Source organism: Ideonella azotifigens (genome assembly GCF_006519715.1).
GTDB classification, from domain to species: domain Bacteria; phylum Pseudomonadota; class Gammaproteobacteria; order Burkholderiales; family Burkholderiaceae_C; genus Ideonella; species Ideonella azotifigens.
This window is the reverse complement of the sequence record NZ_VIDT01000933.1, coordinates 1-1,725: the sequence shown is the minus strand read 5'-3', so window position 1 is coordinate 1,725 and position 1,725 is coordinate 1. Positions and strand designations below refer to the sequence as shown.

2 protein-coding genes and 1 pseudogene are annotated in these 1,725 nt (G+C 71.5%); all 3 read left to right on the top strand.

The window, feature by feature from the left end:
- Positions 1 to 218, top strand: a pseudogene (locus tag FKP22_RS33040) (hypothetical protein); the annotation flags it as partial.
- Positions 219 to 273: 55 nt separating this feature from the next.
- Entirely contained in the window at positions 274 to 1,482 is a 1,209-nt protein-coding gene (locus FKP22_RS29370; protein WP_141291722.1) for an HPP family protein, read from the top strand.
- 2 nt (positions 1,483 to 1,484) lie between these two features.
- Positions 1,485 to 1,697: a DUF3565 domain-containing protein gene (locus FKP22_RS29365; protein WP_141291720.1), complete on the top strand. Its 213-nt coding sequence runs from the start codon at positions 1,485 to 1,487 to the stop codon at positions 1,695 to 1,697.
- The last annotated feature ends 28 nt before the right edge of the window (positions 1,698 to 1,725 follow it).

Here is a 1,725-nt window from a genome sequence, read left to right as displayed (position 1 = left end):
ACGCGCTGGGCCTGGGCCTGCTGACCGACACCCAGCACCGCCCGCTGGACAGCAGCGGCGTGGCCGTCGAAGACCTGTTCTACATCGGCCCGATGCTCAAGGCCCAGCACTGGGAAGCCACCGCCATCCCCGAACTGCGCCAGCATGCCGCGCAGACCGCGCAGGCGGTGCTGGCGGAATACGCTGTTCGCTGCCAGGTGGAGCGCGCAGCGGCTTGAGCCACGGCCGCCGGCATTGCCGCTGGCCGTGTCATGGGGGTGATGTAATTCAGGAGTGAGCCGCACCCCGAACCGAGCTTTTGAAGACGCCCCGGCCTGGCTTCGCAGCCTGTGGCCGGCCGAATCCGCCGTCGGTGCCGCCGAGCGGCTGCGGTCCTGCGCTGGCGCGCTGGTCGGCATCCTGCTGTGCGGGGCATTGAGCGCCGTGCTGCTGGGCCAGTCGGCACAGGCCTTCTGGCTGATTGCGCCGATGGGCGCGTCGGCCGTGCTGCTGTTCGCGGTGCCGGCCAGCCCGCTGGCGCAGCCCTGGTCCATCGTCGGTGGCAACCTTTGCGCCGGGCTCATCGGGGTGTGCTGCGCCAAGCTGATCGCCGTCCCGGTGGCGGCAGCCTGCGTGGCGATTGCACTGGCGATTGCCGCGATGTTCGCGTTGCGCTGCCTGCATCCGCCCAGCGGTGCGGTGGCCCTCACGGCGGTGCTCGGCGGCCCGGCCGTGCACGCAGCCGGCTTCGGCTTCGTGCTGGTGCCTGTGCTGCTGAACAGCCTGCTGCTGCTGGCCGTGGCCCTGGTCTACAACCGTGCGCTGGGCCGGCGTTACCCGCATGCGCAGCGCCTCGCGCCCCCGCCTTCGCATGCCACGGCAGACCCCGCGCCCACTGCCAGGCTGGGCTTCAAGCCGGAAGACCTGCTGGCCGTGCTGAAGGGCCATGGCCAGGTGCTGGACATCTCGGTGGACGATCTCGACACGCTGTTCCGCCGCACCGAGCAGCAGGCCTTCCGCCGCCGCTTCGGCGAGACCCGCTGCCGCGACCTGATGTCGCGCGACGTGCTGACGGTCGACTACGCCACCGAGCTGGCCGATGCCTGGCGCCTGATGCACACGCACCAGGTGCAGGCCCTGCCGGTGGTGGACCGGGCGCGCCGCGTGATCGGCATCGTCACCCGCGGCGACTTCCTGCAGCACGTGGACCTGGGCGACTACCGCAGCGTGGGCAGTCGCCTGGGCGCCTTCCTGCGCCGCACCGCGCACAGCCACTCCAGCAAGCACGAGGCGGTCGGCCAGATCATGCACACGCCGGTCGTCACGGTGCCGCAGGACACGCCGATCGCCGAACTCGTGCCGCTGATGGCCGGCGCCGGCCTGCACCACCTGCCGGTGGTCGACGACGCGCGCCGCCTGGTCGGCATCGTCACCCAGACCGACCTGGTCGCGGCGCTGTACGAAACCAGCCTGGCCGCATTGCGCGAGCCGGCGGCGGCCTGAGCATGCTGCAGCCCATCACCGGTTTTCACCAGGACGAGGAAGGCCATTGGGTGGCCGAACTGGCCTGCGGCCACAACCAACACGTGCGCCATGACCCGCCCTGGCAGAGCCGGCCGTGGACGCAGACGGTCGAAGGCCGGCACCGGGTGTTGGGGCAGGTGCTGGAATGTCGCAAGTGCGATGCCGGCGCGCCGCCGGACCTGCCAGGCGTCTGAACGGGCTGAGCAGCCTGCGCCGGCCAGG

What these genes read in the sequence shown, in the direction of transcription:
- FKP22_RS29365 (WP_141291720.1), top strand. Translation starts at nt 1,485, where the DNA reads ATGCTGCAGCCCATCACCGGTTTTCACCAGGACGAGGAAGGCCATTGG.